This window comes from Microbacterium proteolyticum (assembly GCF_029639405.1).
Classification (GTDB): domain Bacteria; phylum Actinomycetota; class Actinomycetes; order Actinomycetales; family Microbacteriaceae; genus Microbacterium.
The window spans coordinates 572,666-587,598 of the sequence record NZ_CP121274.1; the positions used below are offsets into that span (position 1 = coordinate 572,666).

Genomic DNA, 14,933 nt, shown 5'->3' on the forward strand with positions numbered 1-14,933 from the left:
CTCGTCCTTGAAGCACCAGCGAACGTTTCTTCACGGAACGCAGTAGCGTTTCTTCATGATCGATCTCGAAGCGGTCCGTTCGCTGCGTACCGTGGCCCGCGAGGGCAGCGTCTCCGCCGCCGCGGCGACGCTCGGCTTCACGCCCTCGGCGGTGTCGCAGCAGATCAAACGCCTCGAGCGCGAGACCGGCGTCGCTCTGCTCGAGCGCGTCGGTCGCGGGGTCGCGCTCACCGACGCGGGCACGCAGCTCGTCGTCGGGTCGACGCCGATCCTCGCGGAGCTCGAGCGTCTGCGCTCCGACCTGCAGGCCAACGCGCCCGGCGACGGCACCGTCAGCGGCGAGGTCCGGATCGCGGCGTTCTCGACGGTCGTGCGAGGACTCCTCGCGCCGCTCCTCGTCGACCTCGCCCGGACCCACCCTGATCTGCGCCTTTTCGTCCGGGAGAGCGAGCCGTGGGAGACGGTCGCACTGATCGCCTCGGGACAACGCGACCTCGGCATCGCCCACCAGTGGGGCGGGGTCGCGCTCGCGATCCCCGAGAACCTCGTCGTCACCCCGCTGTTCACCGACGTCGCCGACATCATCGTCCACCGCGACCACCCACTCGCCGGCCGCGACGTCCTGCACCCACGCGACCTCGCCGACGAGGCGTGGGTCGCGACCTTCGAGACCACCATCTGCCGGCAGTGGCTGCGCCGCCTGTTCGACGGGGTCGGCAACGCGCCGCGGGTCGTGTACGAATCGATGGAGTTCGAGAACCACCTGGAACTCGCCCGCACGGGCGCCGTCGTGGCGCTCGTCCCGCGGCTAGGGCGCGCGCCACTCGGTCCCGATCTCGTCGCGATACCGACGATCGACCCCGCCTCCACCCGCGACGTCGTCGCGGTCCACCGGCGCTCGCGGACCGACTCGCCGGCGTTGCGTGCGACGCTGAGCGCCCTGCGGGAGCGCGGCGCAGCCCTGCAGACCTGATCGAGTCGGCCTCTGGGGAGATTCGCGGGATGTTCTTCGCCCCGAATGCGTCCGTGCGCATGCACGACGGCTCCGCAGCGGGCAGACTGTCGGCATGAGCAGTCGCGCAGGACAGCCCGCCGAGGCATCCGATCTCATCGACATCGACGAACTGATCTCCGCCTACTACGACCGCAAACCGGATGCCACGGTGCCCGAGCAGCGCGTCGCCTTCGGCACCAGCGGCCACCGGGGATCCTCGCTGAGCACGAGCTTCAACGAGGACCACATCCTCGCCACCACGCAGGCCATCGTCGACTACCGCGCGGCGCAGGGCATCACCGGCCCGCTGTTCCTCGGGCGCGACACGCACGGGCTCTCGCTGCCGGCCGAGCGCAGCGCCATCGAGGTGCTCGTTGCGAACGGCGTCGACGTGCGCGTCGACTCGCGCGACTCGTGGGTGCCGACCCCCGCCCTCAGCCACGCGATCCTCACCTACAACCGCGACCGCGCCGCGGACGACCCCGGTCGCGCCGACGGCATCGTCGTGACCCCGTCGCACAACCCGCCCCGCGACGGCGGCTTCAAGTACAACCCGCCGCACGGCGGCCCCGCCGACACCGACGCGACGGGTTGGATCGCCGACCGCGCGAACGAGCTCATCGCCGCGGGCCTTTCCGGCGTGCATCGCACTCGTCACGCCGACATCGACCTCGACACCCTGGGCCAGTACGACTTCCGCGACGCGTACGTGCGGGATCTGGCATCCATCATCGACGTCGACGCGATCAAGAACGCCGGCGTCCGCATCGGCGCCGACCCGCTGGGCGGCGCCTCGGTCGAGTACTGGGCGCTCATCGCCGAGGTGTACGGGCTCGACCTCACCGTCGTGAACCCCGAGGTCGACCCGACGTGGAAGTTCATGACGCTCGACTGGGACGAGAAGATCCGTATGGATCCCTCGTCTCCGTCCGCGATGGCCTCGCTCGTCGCCGCGCGCGCCGACTACGACATCCTCACCGGCAACGACGCCGACGCCGACCGCCACGGCATCGTCACCCCCGACGCGGGGCTGATGAACCCCAACCACTACCTGGCCGTCGCAATCGACTACCTCTTCTCGCACCGCGACGGGTGGCCGACGGATGCCGCGATCGGCAAGACCCTGGTCTCGTCGATGATCATCGACCGGGTGGCATCCGCTCTCGGCAAGACGCTGCTCGAAGTGCCGGTGGGCTTCAAGTGGTTCGTCCCGGGGCTGCTCGACGGCTCCGTCGCGTTCGGCGGCGAGGAGTCGGCCGGAGCCTCGTTCCTGCGCAAGGACGGCACCGTCTGGACCACCGACAAGGACGGCATCCTGCTGTGCCTGCTCGCCGCGGAGATCCTCGCCGTGACCGGCAAGACGCCGTCGCAGCGCTACGCCGAGCTCGAGACCGAGTTCGGCGCGTCGGCCTACCAGCGCGTCGACGCCCCCGCGACGCCCGCGCAGAAGGCGACGCTGTCGAAGCTCTCGCCGGATGCCGTGACCGCCACCGAACTCGCCGGCGAACCGATCATCGCGAAGCTGTCGCACGCGCCGGGCAACGGCGCCGCGATCGGCGGCCTCAAGGTGCAGACGGAGTCGGCGTGGTTCGCCGCACGCCCCTCCGGCACCGAAGACGTCTACAAGCTGTACGCCGAGTCGCTCCGCGGCGAGGAGCACCTGCGCGCCGTACAGGAAGAGGCTCGCGCAGTCGTCTCCGCCGCCCTCGGCGAGTAACGCCTCCGCCCCAGCGGCGCCGCTCCCTCGGGGCGGCGCCGCTGTCGCGTGCGGGGACGGGTGCCGGTTGCCGCGGGGTCGCTGGCGCTTGCGGGGCCGGCGGTTGCGGCAGCGGGGCCCGGCGTGCGACTGCGGGACGCGGCATCCATAAACGCGATCGGCGTGCATAAACGCGGTGACAGCGCGTTTATGCGAGCAGATCGCGTTTATGCCTGGGGCTGGCGGGATGCCGCGGCCCCGGCGCTCCGGGCAGGTGCTGCAGCTGCGGCGGGGCGGCTGCTGTGGCGGCGGGGCGGCTGCTGCTGCGGGGCGGCGGCTGCGGCGGGCACGGCGGCCCTGCCGGCCCGCGATAAACGCTGTCCGCGACGAGAAACAGCACGGCACGTCGTTTGTCACCGCGCATCGCGTTTATCGATGTAGAGACGGTGCAGCGAGGCGGCGGGAGACGCGCCCGCGAACGTCGGGACCGGCGGCGGGAGACGGCGAGGAGCGCCGACGGCCAGCGCACGCGCCCGGGCGGCCGTGCAAGCTCAGCGACAAACGCCGTCCGCGACGAGAAACAGTACGACCCGTCGTTTCCCACCGCGGATCGCGTTTATCGACGCAGGTACGGCGACGCGTTGCGGCGCGACAGCGGAGGACGGCGGGATGCCGCGGCGACGGCGCCCCGGAGAACGGGAGACCGCGAGGCCGGACGTGCCGCGGCCGCGGCCCCGGCGCTCCGGAGAACAGCAGACCGAGAGGGCCGGACATGCCGCGGCCCCGGCGCTCCGGAGAACGTCGGGGCCGTGGCATCCGGGATCAGGCGAAGGTCGCGGCGTCGATGACGAAGCGGTAGCGCACGTCGCTCTTGAGCACGCGCTCGTAGGCCTCGTTGATCTTGTCGGCCGAGATGAGCTCGATCTCGGGCGCGATGCCGTTCTCGGCGCAGAAGTCGAGCATCTCCTGGGTCTCGCGGATGCCGCCGATGCCCGAGCCCGCGAATGAGCGGCGGTTGGCGAACAGGGTGAAGACCTCGATGGGCAGCGGCTCGGGCGGGGCGCCGACGTTGACCATCGTGCCGTTGCGGGCGAGCAGTCCCAGGTACTTCTTGAGCTCGAGCGGGGCGCTGACCGTGTTGACGATGAGGTCGAACGTGTTCTTCAACGTCGAGAACGTCTCGTCGTCCTTCGTCGCGTAGTAGTGGTCGGCGCCCATCGCGAGGCCGTCGTCCTTCTTGCCGAGGGTCTGCGACAGCACGGTGACCTCGGCACCCATGGCGTGGGCGATCTTGACGGCCATGTGGCCGAGCCCGCCGAGGCCGACGATCGCGACCTTCTTGCCGGGACCGGCGTTCCAGTGGTTCAGCGGCGAGTAGGTGGTGATGCCGGCGCACAGCAGCGGCGCCGCCTTCTCGTACGGGATCGACTCCGGCACACGCAGCACGAAGTCCTGGTCGACGACGATCTTCTCGCTGTAGCCGCCCTGGGTGATCGTGCCGTCGACGTCCTTCGCGCCGTACGTGCCGATGTTGCCCTTGAGGCAGTACTGCTCCTCGCCGGCCAGGCAGTTCTCGCACTCGCGGCAGGAGTTGACCATGCAGCCGACGCCGACACGGTCACCCACCTTGTGCTTCGTGACGTCGGCGCCGACCTCGGCGACCGTGCCGACGATCTCGTGGCCGACGGTCAGCGGGTAGGGCACCTCGCCCCACTCACCCCGGATGGTGTGGATGTCGGAGTGGCAGATGCCGGCGTAGGCGATGTCGATCAGGACGTCCTTCGGGCCGACATCGCGGCGCTCGATGGTCGTCGGTTCAAGGGGCGAGGTCGCGGACGACGCCGCGTAGGCGTTGACGTGCATGGGTCTCCTCGGGGAGGGGGAATCGAACTGGTCAATCATTCCGCGCCGCCGGGTGGGTGAGGGCGGGGTTGCACGGATGTGCGTTTCGGGTATCCGGATGCCGAGGGCGCCCACCCCCGAGTCCCGCTCGAACGACGCGGCCGCGCCGATGCCCGAAGGCGATCGACGCGGCCGCGTGATCTCGAAGGGTCAGCCCTCGGTGGAGCCCGCCCCGCGACGCCGGCGCCAGAGCACCAGCCCACCGAGGAGCAGCAGCAGACCGGCACCGGCCCCGAGGACGGCGATGCCTTCCGACTGCAGACCCGTCACCGCGAGGTCGCGCGCCGAGGAGCTCGTGGACGAGCTCGTCGACGAACCGCTCGAGCCCGAACCGTTCGACGATCCCGAACCGGTGTTTCCGGTGCCCGAACCGCTTCCGCCGGTGCCGGAGCCGTTCCCGTTCCCCGACCCGTCGCCGCCACCGGTGCCCGGGTCGACCGGGGCGGCTGCGGGGACGATGGCCGCGGAGCGTGCCGATCCGGCGGTGAAGCCCTCGGCGGACGCGGTGACCTCCACGGAGATCTCCCGACCCTCGTCGGCGGCGGTCAGCGCGTAGGCGTCGGCCGTGGCATCCGGGATCGGTGAACCGTCGCGCAGCCACACGAACGTCTGCGCCGCGTCGGCGGGATCGGTCGTCGCCGTCGCCCGCACCGTCGAACCGACGCGCGGCTCACCCGCGAGGGTCGGCGTGTCGACCCCCACCGTGCGCTCGATCGTCACGGTGTAGGTCTGCTCGGTGCCGTCGGGGGCGGTCACCCGCACGGACCCGGCGTCTCCGGCAGCGCGGGCCGTCTCGGACCCTGCACCCGGCTGCGTGATCTGGACCGTGGCATCCTCGTCGACCGCGACCGCGTGCAGTTCCGGCCACGCGGACCCCGTCGACGCGACGGTGTACTCGAACGTCTTCGGGTCGAAACCGGCGACGGGCGTGTCACCCACGGTCAACCGCGCGAGATCGGCGATGCCCGCGGGCGACGCGGAGGCCGCGTAGATCGACACTTCCGAGACGATCATGTGCGTCTGCGACCGGGCGTTCAACACGACCCGCACCTCGTCGGCCGTACCCGTCACCGGCACGTCGACCAGGGGCGCACCGCTGGACGGCGTCGGCACGGTGATGAGGTCGCCCTGCACCCACTCGCCGCCGCTCACCCGGTGATCGACGCGCATCGTCGTCGGCCAGCTCAGGGTGCCGCCGTCCTTGTAGAACTGCACCGCGACGTGCGTCAGCGTCTCGCGCTTTGCCAGCACGTAGCTGAGGGTGTCCTGGTCGTTCTTCGTGCCGCCTCGCCAGTTCGACCATCCCTTGTCGGTGGTGATGCCGTTGATGGTGTTGACGACGGGGTAGCCCGACTCGGTGTAGGTCGCGGAGGGCGCGCTCTGCGGGGCGACGTTGTTCTCCGCCGCCGCCGTGACGATGACCGTCAGCTTCGCGTCGAGACGCTCGCCGGCGGGGCCTGTCGCGACACCGGCCACCGTGACGGTTCCCGGCGCGGCGAACGCGGCGTCCGTCAGGTCGCTCCACGTCCACTCCACCGGCACCCAGTAGCCGCCGCCCGAGGGCGTCAGCTCGGCCTGGACGTCGCGGTCGGCGAGGTCCTTCACGACATCCAGGGCGCTGCCCGCCGGAACCGTCACCGACGCCGGCCGCGTCGCGGTGAACGCACCGACTTCGACCGTCGCCGTGGCCTCGAACTCCGTGCCGAAGAGATCGGTACCCGTGCCGCGCACCTGCACCGTGCCGGGACGCGACCAGTCGACGCCGTCGAGCTGCCAAGTGACGTCAGCGGCGCGCAGCGTTTTGCCTGCATAGCGGATCACGGCCTTGGCCGGCAGCTGCGGGGTGACGTCGACCGCGGTGGCCACCGACACGGGCTCCGTGCCCAGGATGCTCGTCGTCGCGATGCGCCACTGCTGGTTGCCACCGCCGTTGGACGTCCACAGCCCCACGGTCGCGCCGGGGGTCGTGCTGGCCTGATTCACGTCGAGGACGCGCTCGGCGGCCACGTTCAGCAGCGAGTAGTACTCACCGTCCGTGGTCGACGCCATCCACTGCGTCGCGGGGTTGCTCGCGGCCGTGGCGGGATCGGCGTCGACGAGAGCGGTACCCCCGTTGTCGGATGCCAGGAATTGGCCCGATCCGTTCTGGAGCGTGAAGCGGTGGCGGTTGGTGCCCTCGCCGTCGATGGTGCGCACGGTCCAGGTCTGCGCGCGGGCGGCGTCGGCCGTCGTCGCGCTGGGGCGGATCGCGAGGCCCGACGAGGCGTCGAGGGTGAGACCGCTCTGCACCCCGGAGAGCTGCACCTTCTCACCGTCGCGGAACGCGGCGGCATCCTGCGAGACGCCCGAGACGCCGTCGATGACGAACGTCGTGACCGACTTCGCCGGGACGGTCACCGTGGCGGTCCGGGATGCCGCGTCCACGGCGACCTTCGCACCCTCCTTCAGCGCGTTGACGGTCGGCTGTTCGACCGTCGACTGGGTGGTCACGATCGGGGTGACCGTGGCACCGGGCGCGATCGTGCCGAAGTCGCTCAGGTCGATCTGCACGGTCTTCTCGGACGTGTCGGAGTTGACGTGCACGATCGTCGCACCCTGACCGTCGGCGTCGATGGCCGCCGTGGACTGGGCGTTGTCGGTGGACATCAGGCGGTCACCCGGGTGGATGTAGTGCGTGAAGTTCCGGACGGTGTTGTACTTCTCGTTGGTCAGCACCTTGCACGAGGGGTCTGCTTCACCGTCGGCGATGCGACGGAGCGACTTGCCCTCGGCGTTGCAGTCGAAGTCGATATAGACGCTGCCCCAGTTGAGGTTCTCGACCTTCTGCATGTTGTACAGGTCTTCGACGGGCTGCCAGAACACCCAGGCGGTCGGCTCGAGCTCGCGGAGGTCGCCGACGATGTGCTCGGCCATCCCGATGCCGTTGTTGATGTCGTTGGTCGTGAAGCCTCCGGCGGTCCAGTTGCCCTCGACCTCGCTCATCCACAGGGGCTTGTCGGCGGCCTTGGCGATGTCGCGCACGACCTGGCGTCCGCCGGTGCCGTACGTGTGGACGTTGAGCTGGTCGACGAGGCTCTTCGACTCCGCCGACCAGGTGTTCCAGTTCGTGGCGAAGATCCCGGGGTTCGTCTCGTCCATCGCCGAGATGACGGCGTCGGTGGTGGTGCTCGGCTGCGCGAGGCGGGCCGCGAGCGCCTTGACCATGGCATCCTGCGCCTGCGGGCCGATGTGCGCACCCTCCTGGCGCCCGCCGGTGGGCCACTGGGCGCCGTTGGGGATCTGCGTCTGCCAGTAGTTCGTGTTCGGCTCGTTGAACGGGTCGATCGTGTCGAAGGTGATGCCGTGCGCCTTCTCGAGCTCGTCGACGACGTTCACGAGGTAGCCGGCGAACTTGTCCATGTCGGCGGGAGCGAGCTGCTCGCTCGTGGCGTTGTTGATGCCGCCGGAGACGTAGCCGCTCTGGGTGAGGAAATAGGGCGGGGAGTTGCTGAAGGCCTCCCAGTGGGTGACCTTGCCCTTGAGCGCGTCGATCCACCACCGCTGGGCGGAGTCGGCGTCGAAGTCGTACGCGTTCGGGTCGTCGGGGTTCCACGCGGCCTTGTACCGGTTGCGGTCGGCGTAGTTCGACGTGATCGCCCCCTGGGAGTCGGTCGCGCCGAGGTCGGGGTTCCAGAACCCGGGGACCGCACCGCCGGGCCGCAGATACGCCGGCACGTCGGAGGCGTTGCCGCCGCCGATGTTGTACCGGGCGATGTTGAGGTTGAGGCCGTCCTCGCCGAACACGGCGTCGAAGAGCTTCTGACGCACGTCGGCGGGGTAGTTGCCGGTGGCGTTGGCGAACCACACCAGGCTCGTGCCCCATCCCTCGAACGGCTCCGCCGCCGAGGCGGGGTTGGGGGTGATGCGCACCGTGGCGGTGGGTGCGGCAGCGGCGGGCGCTGCGGCGGTGGCGGCGGTCGTCGCCGCGATCCCGCCGGCGGCCAGGGCGACAGCACAGGTCATCGACAACAGTCGAGCTGACTTCATCGTCATTCCGATCCGACCGCATCGGCGCGGTCTCGTGGGTGGAGATGTTGACGTCAACATGTTGACGTCAACATCGAACCTAGCGGAGGAGGGCACCGCGGCACAACGTCCGGCACGGGCCGCCCTCCGCCCTCAGCCCGCTCCCGAGCGGAGGAGATTCGGCGAGGGGAGGACGGATGCCACGGCTTCGGTCCTCCGCCCGGCGAATCCCCTCCGCTCCACGGCGAGCCGCGGGCGCACAGCGCGCCGGCCCACGCCCGAGCAGCCGGGGATCAGGCGCGCGGGCCGGAGCTTTCGCGCACCACGAGGGAGGTGGGGACCAGCGTGCGCGCGTGCTCTCCGCCGGCGCCCTCGATGTCGGCGATCAGGGCGCTCATCGCCTCTTCGCCGACACGCTCGAAGCGCTGTCGCACCGTCGTCAGCGGGGGCCAGAAGTTCGCCGACTCGGGCATGTCGTCGTACCCGACGACGCTGACGTCACCGGGGACCGCGCGTCCGGCCTCGTGCAGCGCCCGGATGACTCCGAGCGCCATCTGGTCGTTCGCCGCGAAGACGGCCGTCACGCTCGGATCTTCCGCGAGCGTCGCACCGATGCGGTGCCCCGACTCGGCGGTCCAGTCGCCGATCTGCAGCGGCGGCACGCGGCATCCGCGTTCCTCGAGGGCGGCGCGCCACGCGTCGCGGCGGCGCTCGGCGGCGAAGGACTCGGGCGGACCCGACACGTGCCAGACGGTCTCGTGGCCGAGGTCGAGCAGGTGCTCGGTGGCCAGGCGCGCCCCCTGCGCCTGGTCGTTGTCGACGACGGCGTAGGGGTAGTCGGCGCTGGAGTCGACGACGACGACCGGCAGCCCCGAGGGGATGGACAGTTCGTTCTCGCCGAGGCGATGCGTCTCGATGAGGATCACGATCCCGTCGACGGCGTGCTCGTGGAGCCGGAGGAAGGCTCCCGACACGTCGGACTGCGAGGCGGACTGCACCGTGATGAGGGTGATGGAGTACCCGGATGCCGCGGCCACCGACGCCAGCGCATCGAGCGTGCGGGTGTTGCCGTAGGAACTCAGCGAGAACATGATCACGCCGATGCTGCGGAAGCGTCCGGAGCGGAGGGCCCGTGCGGCGCTGTTCGGCCGGTAGCCGAGGGAGGCCATCGCGTCGAGAACGCGGCGACGCGTGTCAGGATCGACGTTGGAGCGACCGTTCGCCACGCGCGACACCGTCTGCCCCGAAACCCCCGCCGCCGCAGCGACGTCGGCCATCGACACCTCGCGGCGCCGTGCGCGGCCCCCCGCCGCGGCCGACACCGTCGTCGTCTCGCTCACGTCTGCCTCCTCGGGTGTTGACGTTGACATGCTAACCGGGGTCCGGTTATGTTTACGTCAACATCGCGGCGACCCGCCCGCGTTGCGCACCAATGAAGAGGCATCCGGACGATGACGACCACCGCGGCACCCCCGCCCGCTCTGCGCCCCCCGCGCCGTAAGCGACGCGCCCGTATCGACGACCGCGGCTGGCTGTTCGTCGCCCCGTTCGCCATCGTGTTCGCGCTGGTCTTCCTCGCGCCCCTCGCGTACTCGCTCTACCTCAGCGTCTTCCGCGACCAGCTGGTCGGCGGCAACGCGTTCGTCGGCTTCGCCAACTACATCGCCGTCTTCGGCGACGGGAAGTTCTGGGACGGCCTCGGCCGCGTCTCGCTCTTCCTCGTCGTGCAGGTGCCCGTCATGCTCCTCCTGGCGCTCGCGGCCGCCCTCGCGATCGACAGTGCGCGCCTGCACGCCGCCGGCTTCTACCGCATCGTGATCTTCCTCCCCTACGCCGTCCCCGCCGTCGTGGCGGTGCTCATGTGGGGGTACATCTACGGCGATCAGTTCGGCCTCACCCGCAACCTCAACGACCTTCTCGGCGGCACCTTCGTGCAGCCGTTCGTGCCCGAGTGGATGCTGGTCTCGATCGGCAACATCGTCACGTGGCAGTTCGTCGGCTACAACATGCTGATCTTCTACTCCTCGCTGAAGACGATCCCCGGCGAACTGTACGAAGCGGCATCCATCGACGGCGCCGGGGCGTGGCGCACGATCTTCTCGATCAAGATCCCCGCGGTGCGCGGCGCGGTCGTCATCGCGACGATCTTCTCGATCATCGGCAGCTTCCAGCTCTTCAACGAGCCCAACATCCTCAAGCCCCTGGCGCCGAACACCATCACGACGTTCTTCACGCCGAACATGTACGCCTACAACCTGTCGTTCGCGGGCCAGCAGTACAACTACGCGGCCACGGTCGCCATCATCATGGGTGTCATCACCGCCGTCATCGCCTACGTCGTGCAGCTGCGCGGCTCACGTCAGGAGGCGCGATGACCACCGCGACCGCACCCCGCACCGACACCGTGGCCGTGACCACCTCCCGCTCGCGCTCGCGCCGCGGCTTCGCCCGCACCTCGCCGACGCAGAGCAAGAAGTCGATCGTCCTCAGCATCGTCATGGCGCTGTACCTGCTGTACACGCTGGTGCCGCTCTTCTGGCTCGTCATCAACGCGACCAAGACCCAGCCCGACCTGTTCTCGACGTTCGGTCTGTGGTTCGGCGACAGCTTCGCGCTGGGCGACAACATCGTCCAGACGCTGACCTATCGCGACGGGATCTTCCTGCGCTGGCTCGGCAACACCCTGCTGTACGTCGTCGTCGGCGCCGGAGGGGCGACCCTGCTGGCGACCCTGGCCGGCTACGGCCTGGCCAAGTACAACTTCCGCGGGCGCAAGGCCGTGTTCGCCGTCGTGCTCGGCGCCATCGCGGTGCCGGGAACGGCCCTCGCCGTGCCGACCTTCCTGCTCTTCAGCCAGCTCGGTCTCACGAACACCCCCTGGGCGATCATCATCCCGTCGCTGATCAGCCCGTTCGGCCTGTACCTCATCTGGGTGTACGCGACGGATGCCATCCCCACCGAGCTGCTGGAAGCCGCCCGGATGGACGGGGCCGGCGAGTTCCGCACCTTCTTCACCATCTCGATCCGGCTCCTCACGCCGGGCATCGTGACGGTGCTGCTGTTCGCGGTCGTCGCGACCTGGAACAACTACTTCCTCCCGCTCATCATGCTCAGCGACCCGGCCTGGTACCCCCTGACCGTCGGCCTGAACCAGTGGAACGCGCAGGCGACCGGCGTCGGCGCCCAGCCGATCTACAACCTCGTGATCACCGGCGCGCTCCTCTCGATCATCCCGATCGTCGCCGCGTTCCTCGTCCTGCAGCGCTTCTGGCAGTCCGGTCTGAGTGCCGGAAGCGTCAAGCAGTGACCCTCGACTCCCTCCCGAACCCGGAGCGTCCTGCCCCGGAATCCCGCAACACAATCCACAACAACGAAGTGAAGGAATCCCGATGACATTCATGCGCAAGGGCACCGCCGTGCGGCGGACCGTCTTCGCTCTGGCGGCCACCGCGCTCACGGTGGGCGCGCTGACCGCCTGCTCCGGCGGCAGCACGGGCGGCGGCAGCAACGGCGGCAGTGCCGACGACATCGAGAAGGCGCTCCAGGAGGGTGGCGAGATCACGTACTGGTCGTGGACGCCCTCGGCCGAGGCGCAGGTCGCGGCCTTCCAGAAGAAGTACCCGAACGTGAAGGTCAACCTCGTCAACGCGGGCACCAACACCGAGGAGTACACCAAGCTCCAGAACGCGATCAAGGCCGGCTCGGGCGCCCCCGACGTCGTGCAGATCGAGTACTACGCCTTCCCGCAGTTCGCCCTGTCGGACTCGCTGCTCGACCTCGCGCCGTACGGCTTCGGCGACCTCGAGAGCGCCTACGCGACCGGCCCGTGGGGTGCGGTCGACTTCGACGGCAAGATCTACGGCCTGCCGCAGGACTCGGGCCCCATGGCGCTGTTCTACAACAAGTCCGTCTTCGACGAGTACGGCATCGCCGTCCCGACGACGTGGGACGAGTACTACGCGGCCGCGCAGAAGCTGCACGCCGCCGACCCGACCAAGTACATCACCGCCGACACCGGCGACTCGGGCTTCACCACCAGCATGATCTGGCAGGCCGGCGGCACCCCGTTCAAGGCCGACGGCACGAACGTCACGATCGACCTGCAGGATGCCGGCTCGAAGAAGTTCGCCGACAACTGGAACCGCCTCATCGACGGCGGCCTGCTCTCGGACACCCCGAGCTGGAGCGACGAGTGGTTCAAGGGCCTCGGTGACGGCTCGATCGCCTCGCTCGTCATCGGCGCCTGGATGCCGGGCGTCCTTGAGTCGTCCGTGGAGGACGGCGCGGGCAAGTGGGCCGTCGCCCCGATCCCGACGTACGACGGCAAGGCCGCGACGGCCGAGAACGGCGGCGGCGGACAGGCCGTGACCAAGCAGAGCAAGAACCCGGCTCTGGCCGCGGGCTTCCTCAAGTGGCTGAACAACGACGACGAGAGCCTCACGATCTTCGCGGAGTCGGGCGGCTTCCCCTCGACCACGGCGCAGCTGAGCGACCCCGCCTTCGTCGACAAGAAGTCGGACTACTTCGGCGGCCAGCAGATCAACCAGGTCCTCACCCAGGCGTCGAGCGACGTCGTGAAGGGCTGGAGCTACCTGCCCTTCCAGGTGTACGCCAACAGCATCTTCGGCGACACCGTGGGCCAGGCCTACGCCACCAAGGGCGACCTGAACGAGGGTCTGTCGACGTGGCAGGACCAGCTGGTCCAGTACGGCAACGACCAGGGCTTCAGCGTCAACAAGTAAGCCGATGATCGGGGGCGGGTCGCGCGCACGAGCGAGCGACCCGCCCCTTCCCTTCCCGCTCCAGGAGAGCCGCATGACCTCCCCCACCCGCATCACGCTGGACCCCCGCCGCCCCGGAGCCGAGGTTCCGCGTCGCCTCTTCGGCACGTTCGTCGAGCACATGGGCCGCTGCGTGTACGACGGCATCCATTCGCCCGGACACGCCAGCGCCGACGGGTCCGGCTTCCGCGCCGACGTGCTCGCCCTGGTGCGCGAGCTCGGTGCGACGGTCGTGCGCTATCCCGGCGGCAACTTCGTCTCGGGCTACCGCTGGGAGGACGGCGTGGGGCCGCGCGCCGAACGTCCGGTGCGACTGGATGCCGCGTGGCACAGCACCGAGACCAACCAGGTGGGTCTGCACGAGTTCGCCGAGTGGGCGGATGCCGCGGGGCTCGAGGTCATGGAGGCCGTGAACCTCGGCACGCGCGGCGTCGCGGAGGCCGCCGACCTGCTCGAGTACGCCAACCACCCCGCCGGCACCGCGCTGAGCGATCGCCGCCGCGCGAACGGGCGCGACGAGCCCTTCGGCATCCGCCTGTGGTGCCTCGGCAACGAGATGGACGGCCCGTGGCAGATCGGGCACAAGACCGCCGACGAGTACGGGCGCCTCGCCGCCGAGACCGCGCGCATGATGCGGTTCATCGACCCCACCGTCGAGCTCGTGGCCGCGGGCAGCTCCAACCACGAGATGCCCACGTTCGGCGACTGGGAGCGCACCGTGCTGCGGCACACCGCGGGCCTCGTCGATCACATCTCGGTGCACGCGTACTACGAGGAAGACCGCACCGACCCGCAGAGCTTCCTCGCCAGCGGCGCGGCCCTCGACCGCTACATCGGCGAGGTCGTCGACATCATCGACGAGGTCGACGCCCGCACCCCCGACGGCGCCCCGGTCGGCATCAGCGTCGACGAATGGAACGTCTGGAACCAGACGCGCTGGAACGAGGTCGACAAGCCCCGCGTCTTCACGGGCGACTGGCCGATCGCGCCGCGCCTCATCGAGGACGACTACACCGTCACCGACGCCGTCGTCGTCGGATCGCTCCTCATCACGCTGCTGCGCCGCGCGGACCGCGTCTCGATGGCGAACCTCGCGCAGCTCGTCAACGTCATCGCCCCCATCCGCACCGAGCCCGACGGCGGGCCCGCGTGGCGGCAGACGACGTTCCACCCCTTCCGCCTCACGGCCGAGGCCGCGACCGGGCGGGTCGTCCCCGTCGCGGTCGACGGCGAACGCATCCCCACCGCCCGCCACGGCGAGGTCGACGCGGTGGACGCGATCGCCACCGTCGACGGCGACACCGCCCACGTCTTCCTGGCTCATCGCTCGCTCGACACCGCGACCGAGGTCGAGCTCGACCTCGGGGCCGTGGCATCCGCCGAGGCCGTCGTCATCACCATCCCCGAGGGCGGCGACCGCGACACCACGAATTCCGCCGACGCCGAACCGGTGGCTCCGGCGGACCTGGCCGTCGACGTGGTGGACGGCATCCTGCGCTTCACCCTCCCCCCGCTCGCGTGGGCCCGCGTGCGCGTCCAGCTGGCCTCCTGACCC

General features: G+C 70.0%; 9 protein-coding genes. 6 read left to right on the forward strand and 3 right to left on the reverse strand.

Going from position 1 to position 14,933, the window contains the following annotated elements; translation table 11 throughout:
• The first annotated feature begins 55 nt into the window (after nt 1-55).
• Both P8R59_RS03505 and pgm read left to right on the forward strand, forming a co-directional pair.
• Entirely contained in the window at nt 56-973 is a 918-nt protein-coding gene (locus P8R59_RS03505) for a LysR family transcriptional regulator (protein ID WP_278102743.1), read from the forward strand.
• 94 nt (nt 974-1,067) lie between these two features.
• The gene (gene pgm / locus P8R59_RS03510; protein ID WP_278102744.1) at nt 1,068-2,711 is read left to right on the forward strand and encodes a phosphoglucomutase (alpha-D-glucose-1,6-bisphosphate-dependent); all 1,644 of its coding nucleotides are present in this window, start codon (nt 1,068-1,070) and stop codon (nt 2,709-2,711) included.
• Between the two features lie 801 nt (nt 2,712-3,512).
• Here the strand turns inward: pgm and P8R59_RS03515 are convergent.
• From P8R59_RS03515 to P8R59_RS03525, 3 genes are all read right to left on the reverse strand, one after another.
• The gene (locus P8R59_RS03515; RefSeq protein ID WP_278102745.1) at nt 3,513-4,553 is read right to left on the reverse strand and encodes an NAD(P)-dependent alcohol dehydrogenase; all 1,041 of its coding nucleotides are present in this window, start codon (nt 4,551-4,553) and stop codon (nt 3,513-3,515) included.
• A 189-nt stretch (nt 4,554-4,742) separates the two neighbouring features.
• Nucleotides 4,743-8,594 carry an RICIN domain-containing protein gene (locus P8R59_RS03520; RefSeq protein ID WP_278102746.1) on the reverse strand — a complete coding sequence of 1,284 codons (3,852 nt, stop codon included), beginning with the start codon at nt 8,592-8,594 and terminating at the stop codon, nt 4,743-4,745.
• A gap of 296 nt (nt 8,595-8,890) precedes the next feature.
• Nucleotides 8,891-9,874 carry a LacI family DNA-binding transcriptional regulator gene (locus tag P8R59_RS03525; RefSeq protein WP_278103789.1) on the reverse strand — a complete coding sequence of 328 codons (984 nt, stop codon included), beginning with the start codon at nt 9,872-9,874 and terminating at the stop codon, nt 8,891-8,893.
• A 174-nt stretch (nt 9,875-10,048) separates the two neighbouring features.
• Between P8R59_RS03525 and P8R59_RS03530 the strand changes: the two genes are divergently transcribed.
• The 4 genes from P8R59_RS03530 (at nt 10,049) to P8R59_RS03545 (ending at nt 14,930) form a co-directional block, all read left to right on the forward strand.
• Complete coding sequence (locus P8R59_RS03530) at nt 10,049-10,972, forward strand: carbohydrate ABC transporter permease (RefSeq protein WP_278102747.1); 924 nt, start codon at nt 10,049-10,051, stop codon at nt 10,970-10,972.
• Nucleotides 10,969-11,904, forward strand: coding sequence for a carbohydrate ABC transporter permease (locus P8R59_RS03535; RefSeq protein WP_202400988.1), 936 nt, complete (start codon nt 10,969-10,971; stop codon nt 11,902-11,904). Before P8R59_RS03530 ends, P8R59_RS03535 begins: the two co-directional genes overlap by 4 nt.
• A gap of 82 nt (nt 11,905-11,986) precedes the next feature.
• Nucleotides 11,987-13,339, forward strand: a complete 1,353-nt coding sequence (locus tag P8R59_RS03540) for an ABC transporter substrate-binding protein (protein ID WP_278102748.1) — start codon at nt 11,987-11,989, stop codon at nt 13,337-13,339.
• A 73-nt stretch (nt 13,340-13,412) separates the two neighbouring features.
• Complete coding sequence (locus tag P8R59_RS03545) at nt 13,413-14,930, forward strand: alpha-N-arabinofuranosidase (protein WP_278102749.1); 1,518 nt, start codon at nt 13,413-13,415, stop codon at nt 14,928-14,930.
• The last annotated feature ends 3 nt before the right edge of the window (nt 14,931-14,933 follow it).

What these genes read in the sequence shown, in the direction of transcription:
- P8R59_RS03540 (WP_278102748.1), top strand. Translation starts at nt 11,987, where the DNA reads ATGACATTCATGCGCAAGGGCACCGCCGTGCGGCGGACCGTCTTCGCT.
- P8R59_RS03515 (WP_278102745.1), bottom strand. Translation starts at nt 4,553, where the DNA reads ATGCACGTCAACGCCTACGCGGCGTCGTCCGCGACCTCGCCCCTTGAA.
- P8R59_RS03545 (WP_278102749.1), top strand. Translation starts at nt 13,413, where the DNA reads ATGACCTCCCCCACCCGCATCACGCTGGACCCCCGCCGCCCCGGAGCC.
- pgm (WP_278102744.1), top strand. Translation starts at nt 1,068, where the DNA reads ATGAGCAGTCGCGCAGGACAGCCCGCCGAGGCATCCGATCTCATCGAC.
- P8R59_RS03520 (WP_278102746.1), bottom strand. Translation starts at nt 8,594, where the DNA reads ATGACCTGTGCTGTCGCCCTGGCCGCCGGCGGGATCGCGGCGACGACC.
- P8R59_RS03530 (WP_278102747.1), top strand. Translation starts at nt 10,049, where the DNA reads ATGACGACCACCGCGGCACCCCCGCCCGCTCTGCGCCCCCCGCGCCGT.
- P8R59_RS03505 (WP_278102743.1), top strand. Translation starts at nt 56, where the DNA reads ATGATCGATCTCGAAGCGGTCCGTTCGCTGCGTACCGTGGCCCGCGAG.
- P8R59_RS03525 (WP_278103789.1), bottom strand. Translation starts at nt 9,874, where the DNA reads ATGGCCGACGTCGCTGCGGCGGCGGGGGTTTCGGGGCAGACGGTGTCG.
- P8R59_RS03535 (WP_202400988.1), top strand. Translation starts at nt 10,969, where the DNA reads ATGACCACCGCGACCGCACCCCGCACCGACACCGTGGCCGTGACCACC.